Origin of the sequence: Jatrophihabitans sp. (assembly GCF_036389215.1) — a bacterium.
GTDB lineage: Bacteria > Actinomycetota > Actinomycetes > Mycobacteriales > Jatrophihabitantaceae > Jatrophihabitans_A.
Window position 1 is genome coordinate 1 of sequence record NZ_DASVQG010000250.1, and the last position, 5367, is coordinate 5367.

The 5367-nt window shown below is 68.3% G+C and carries 4 protein-coding genes; 2 read left to right on the forward strand and 2 right to left on the reverse strand.

All coding sequences use genetic code 11. From position 1 onward, the window contains the following. Nucleotides 1-274: 274 nt before the first annotated feature. The gene (locus VF542_RS14155; RefSeq protein ID WP_408652348.1) at nucleotides 275-1216 is read left to right on the forward strand and encodes a hypothetical protein; all 942 of its coding nucleotides are present in this window, start codon (nucleotides 275-277) and stop codon (nucleotides 1214-1216) included. Between the two features lie 84 nt (nucleotides 1217-1300). Beyond that, nucleotides 1301-2035 carry a hypothetical protein gene (locus VF542_RS14160; RefSeq protein WP_408652349.1) on the forward strand — a complete coding sequence of 245 codons (735 nt, stop codon included), beginning with the start codon at nucleotides 1301-1303 and terminating at the stop codon, nucleotides 2033-2035. Between the two features lie 9 nt (nucleotides 2036-2044). Here VF542_RS14160 and VF542_RS14165 read toward each other — a convergent pair whose 3' ends face one another. Next, entirely contained in the window at nucleotides 2045-4420 is a 2376-nt protein-coding gene (locus tag VF542_RS14165; RefSeq protein ID WP_408652350.1) for a putative bifunctional diguanylate cyclase/phosphodiesterase, read from the reverse strand. 5 nt (nucleotides 4421-4425) lie between these two features. Next, nucleotides 4426-5367: putative bifunctional diguanylate cyclase/phosphodiesterase (locus VF542_RS14170; RefSeq protein WP_408652351.1), on the reverse strand; the 942-nt coding region annotated here is incomplete at its 5' end.

The following is a 5367-nucleotide window of genomic DNA, read 5'->3' on the forward strand; positions in this document are numbered from 1 at the left end:
CTGCTGACCGAGTTCACCAACACCTTCCGGGCCTGACCCGGCGCGCCAGGGCTCACCTGCCCAGAGCGCCGCAGCAGCGGCGCATCAGTCATCCGACGTGCCCCGACGGCCGGGTCCACTACAACTGCGCCGACCACCGCAACCGTGGAGAATCCTCCCATGACGATGGACATTACCCTCAGCGTGAGCGGGCGCGGTTCACACCAATCGAACCAGCGATCGCCCGGAAATCGTTGATGAATCCGGCTGGAGCCGGACAGAGAGAGGCACCGTCATGGTCGATACCCAACCCGGCACGCTGCGATCGGGACAGCCTGCCACCGAAAGATCACGTCGCATCCCGATATTGCTGATCGGGTTGCTGGCCGGGGTCGCGATGGCCGTGCTCTGGTCATTCGAACTGGTCGACACCACCATCGGGCAGAACATCGCCAAGACCGCTCTGGGTCACGATGCCCGGACGACGCCGATCAGTGGGCTGCTCTCCGGAGCGGTGTTCGCGTTCGTGACCGGCATCGCCGGATCGTTCACCGCTTGCAACATCGCGGTGTTCGGTGCCGTCGGGCCGATGGTGGAGCAGCAGCAGAACCGGCGGCAGGGCATGCGGTCGATGTTGCGCCCGCTGGGGTGGCTGGTCGCAGGCATGCTGCCGGTCTCAGCGCTTTACGGCGCGATCGGCGCGTGGTGGGGAACCGGCATTCCGCAGCTGTCCACCGACAAGGTCGGCGACATGCCGGTGCGACTGCTGCAGTCCTCGGTGGTCTTCGGAGTGATCGGGCTGGCCCTGGTCTACCTCGGGCTGGCTGAGCTTCGGATGGTTCCGGACCCGCTGGCCAAGCTGCAGCAGCGCTATCCGAATGCCCGGCTGGTGGCGCTCGGGGCGCTCATCGGCGGCTTCCTGATCGGGCGGCCGTTCGGGCTGTTCCACAAGATGTTCCTCTACGCCGCCGAACGTCACAACCCGCTCTACGGCGCTGCGATCTTCGTCCTGCAGTCGTTGGGCAACATGGTGATCATGGGACTGCTGTTCCTGCTGATGACCATGATCGGTCGGGGCGCGCTGGTGCGCTGGATGCTTGCCAAGCCCGGCCGGATCGCCACCGTCACCGCGATCAGCTTCCTGGCCGTCGGCGTCTTCTCCGTCGTCTACTGGGACGTCCGGGTGCCCGCGATCTTCGGTTTCGGCTGGTTCCCCACCATGCCCTATAACAGCTGAAAAAATCAGCATGCCCGATTAGCGCATGCAGGCAGTACGCTTGCCGGCACTGAGGGTGAGCACACCCGGCCGAGAGGGATCCGCATGGACAGCGCCGCCTTACTGAGCCTGCGGTTCAACCCCGAAGCCGACCTGCTGGCGGCGACCCGGGACTGCGAGGCCGAGGTGTTCCTGCGGGCCTACGGCAACACCCGCCAGCAGTTGGAGGACGAGTACGGGCCCTACGAGCAGGCCTCGGTGTTCATCGCCCTGGCCGACGACAGCGGTGACGTGGTCGGCGCCTGCCGGCTGATCAGGCCCACCGGTGCCGGGCTCAAGAGCATGGACGATGCGGCCCGGCCGCCCTGGTCCCTGGACGTGACCAGGGCTGCCCGGGCGGCCCGGCTGGATCTGAGCCAGAGCTGGGACGTGGCGACGCTGGGTTGCCGGCGCGGGCTCAAGGGGCCGGGCAAGCTGGCCTCGGCCGCGCTGTTTCATGCGTTGGTACAGGTGGTGCGGGCCAATGAGGTCCGCTCGGCGGTGATGATCATCGACGAGCGGGTGCGGGCCGTGCTGGCGTCGGCGGGCATGACGGGCCACACCCTGCCCGGCGCTCGACCGGCGCGCTATCTCGGTTCGGCGGCCAGCACGCCGGTGTACCGGCACTGTGACGAGGCATTCGACCAGCAGCGCATCACCAATCCGGACGCGCACCGGCTCTTCACCCAGGGCATCGGGCTCGACGGCATCCGGGTGCCACCCCTGGCGGAGTTCCGGTTCGTCGAGCGGTCCACCGTCGCAAGCTTCGGTTCGGCTGAGGTGGTCGGCGCCTCGGCCTGATGCCCGGTCTCAGGGATCCAGCCGCTGACCGTCCACCGGCAGTGTGTCGAATCTGCCATCAGACACCGTGGTCCGGCTTCTGATCCAGAACTCGACCTCGTCCGCGGGCATCGGCTTGGCGACGTGATACCCCTGCAGGACGTCGACGCCCATCGCAATCAGATCAGCGGCCGTCGCGGCGTTCTCGACACCCTCGGCCACCGTACGCAGGCCCAGCGCCTGTGCCATCTGGAAGGTGGAGGCCACGATCATCCGGCTGCGGGTGTCGGTGTTCATGGCGGCGATGAAGGACCGGTCCATCTTCAGCTCCTGAACCGGCAGGTCGCGCAGGTAGGACAGCGAGGAGAACCCGGTGCCGTAGTCGTCGATGGCGATCTGGACCCGGTGTGCCCGGATGTCGCGCAGGATGGTGCGGGCCCGCGCCGGCTCGGCGATGAAGCAATCCTCGGTGACCTCGATGACCAGGCTCTCGGCTGGCAGCCTGGCCTCGGCGATCGCCTCGTACAGCCGCGGCAGGAAGACCCCACTGAGCAGTTCCGGTGGGGCGCAATTGAGCGACACCCGCGGCTGCAGACCGTTGTTGCGCCAGCGGCGCAGATCCTGCACCACCATCTGACAGACGGCCAGCGACAGCGGCAGCATCAATCCCTCACGGCGCGCCGCGGGCAGGAAGGCGATCGGATTCAGCAGCCCGCGCTGGGGGTGCTGCCAGCGAACCAGTGCCTCCAGGCCACAGACCCGTTGGGTCGCGGCGTCGATCTGAGGCTGGTAGTGCAGGACCAGCTGGCCCTCGGGAATCGCCTTGCGCAGCTCCTCGGCCAACTGCAGCTTCTTGCGGGAGAAGTCGTCGCTGTGCACGTCGTAGAGAACCGCCCCGGACCGGGTCGCCTTGGCCTGGTACATCGCCACGTCGGCCCGACGCAGCAGTTCCACGCTCTGGCTGTCGGTCTCCGAGCGCACCGTGATGCCGATCGAGGCATTCGTGGTCAGCTCGATACCCTCTACCAGCGTCGGCTCCAACAGCACCTCGAGGATCAGCTGGGCAGTCTCGAGCAGCACCAGCGCGTCGTCGCTGGCCATCACGATGGCGTACTCGTCACCGCCAAGCCGGCCGATCATCACCGAGGGCGGCAGCGCCTGCCGCATCCGGTGGGCGGCCAGTTGCAGGACCGAATCGCCGGCGGCATGCCCCAGGGTGTCGTTGACGTCCTTGAACCCGTCGAGATCGAGCAGCATCAGTGCCAGCGGCCGGTCAGCCGCCAGTTCCTCATCCAGCTTCGCGATCACCGATCGCCGGTTGGGCAGCAGTGTCAGGTCATCGGTGCGCGACAGCGCGAATGCCTCCGCGGCGCCCTTGGCCTCGCGCAGTGCCAGCACCAGCCGACCGCCGGCGGCCAGCAGGGTCAGCACGGCCGGCCAGGTCAGGTAAGGACCCAGCCCGGTGTGCGGACGGACCGCCAGCACCGCGATCGCGATGAAGGCCGGCCCCGCCATCAGCAGGGGCCCCGGTCGCTTGGGCACCGCCTTGTGCACCTCGGTCCGCGGCCGGCAGGCCGCCTCGACGATCAGTGCGAAGCCGGCTGCCCAGAGCAGCCCGTCCACCACATTGAAGCCGTAGGTACCACCGGAGAGATTGGTCACGAAGTTCAGGTCCGCGACCGCGAAGAGCGTCAGCCCCAGGCACAGCAGCGCGGGCTTCTCCAGGGTGCGGCGGACCCGCAGCACCACCTGACCGACCACCAGCAGGATCAGCGCGACATCGATCATCGGATAGAGCATCGCCAGCAGCAGCGGAACTCCACGGCCACCGACCACGCCACCCACCCGCACCAGCAGTGGGCTGCCGGCCAGGCAGGCCGTGCCTCCGCACACCACGATCGCCTCGAGCCAACCGTCCACAGCGGCGGTCAACCGGTGCCCGGTGTCGAGGATCAGGTAGCCGGCGATGCCGAGATACGAAGCCAGGAACAGCCACTCCCCTGGTGCCGGGAAGCGGGTGAGATCCGGTTCGGAGGAGCTGGCGTTGAGTACCGCGGACCCGGCGGCCCACAGGGCCAGCGCCGCGAACAGCACCCACAGCCCGCTGCGGCGGCGCAACCGAGCGGCGGCCGCAACCGCGATCCGCACCAGGATCAGGACGAAGAACACCGCCAAGGTAAGGACATGAGCGGTGCGCACCATATTGGTTGGGCCGTTGTCGCCGACCACGTTGAGGATGAAGCCGACCGAGATGACGATCCAGACAGCGATGCCGAGCACCCGGACGGTGCGGGCGGCCAGGGCGGCACGCCGCTCGAGCTCCCTGGACATCCCACCCCCGCTCCCCAGCTCGTAGACACCCTGTCTGCCGATGGCGATCTCTTCGAACACCTCGAGTTCGGTCACTGCGTTCAGGACGCCACCTCGGCCCGGGCGACCACGTCGCCGCGCCGGAACGGCTCGGCACCGCCGTGGTGGGCCAGCAGCCACTCGGTGGCCTGGACGGCCGGCATCGGGGCGGCGACGTGCCAGCCCTGCGCGCCGTCGCAGCCCAGTTCGCGCAGCACCCGCCACTCGGCTTCGGTCTCCACGCCCTCGGCGACGGCACGCATCCCCATGGCGTGTGCCAGGTCCGTGATCGCGCGGACGATGCCGGCCGAGGAGTGCGCTTCGCTCACCCGGCTCACGAACGCCCGGTCGATCTTGATCTCGGCTACCGGCAGCGTCTCCAACCACAACAGCGAGGAATAGCCGGTGCCGAAGTCGTCCAGGCTGAGGCCCAGGCCCATCGCGTGCAGATCCCGCAGCACGCCGCTCAGCTCATCGCTGTGCTGGGCGACCACCCGCTCGTCGATCTCCAGTTGCAACACCTCGGGCGGCAGCCCGTAGCGCCGCAACCCGGTCAGCACCAGGTCGGCCAACCGGCCGTCGAGCAGGTCGCTCAGCGCCACGTTCACGGTCACCGGCATCGCCAGCCCGAGCAGGCGCCAGTCCGCTATCTGGGCCAGCGCCCGCATCACCAGCCCCTCGGTGACCAGGTGCATGAGTCCGGATCGTTCAGCCAGTGGCAGGAACTCCTCCGGCGGCACGAAGCCACGTTCGGGATGCTGCCAACGGATCAACGCCTCGACCCCCAGCAGCGAGCGGTCGCGCAGCGAGACCTTCGGCTGGTACTGCAGGGTGAGCGCGTCGCAGTCCAGCGCCTGGCGAAGCTCGGCGAGCAGGGTGAGCCGGTCGGTGGAGTTGCGATCCCGGTGCGAGGAGTAGGTCACGACTCCCGCCCGGGACTCCTTCGCGACGTACATCGCGACGTCGGCAAGCCGCAGCAGATCCTCGGCGACAAGGGCGTGCTC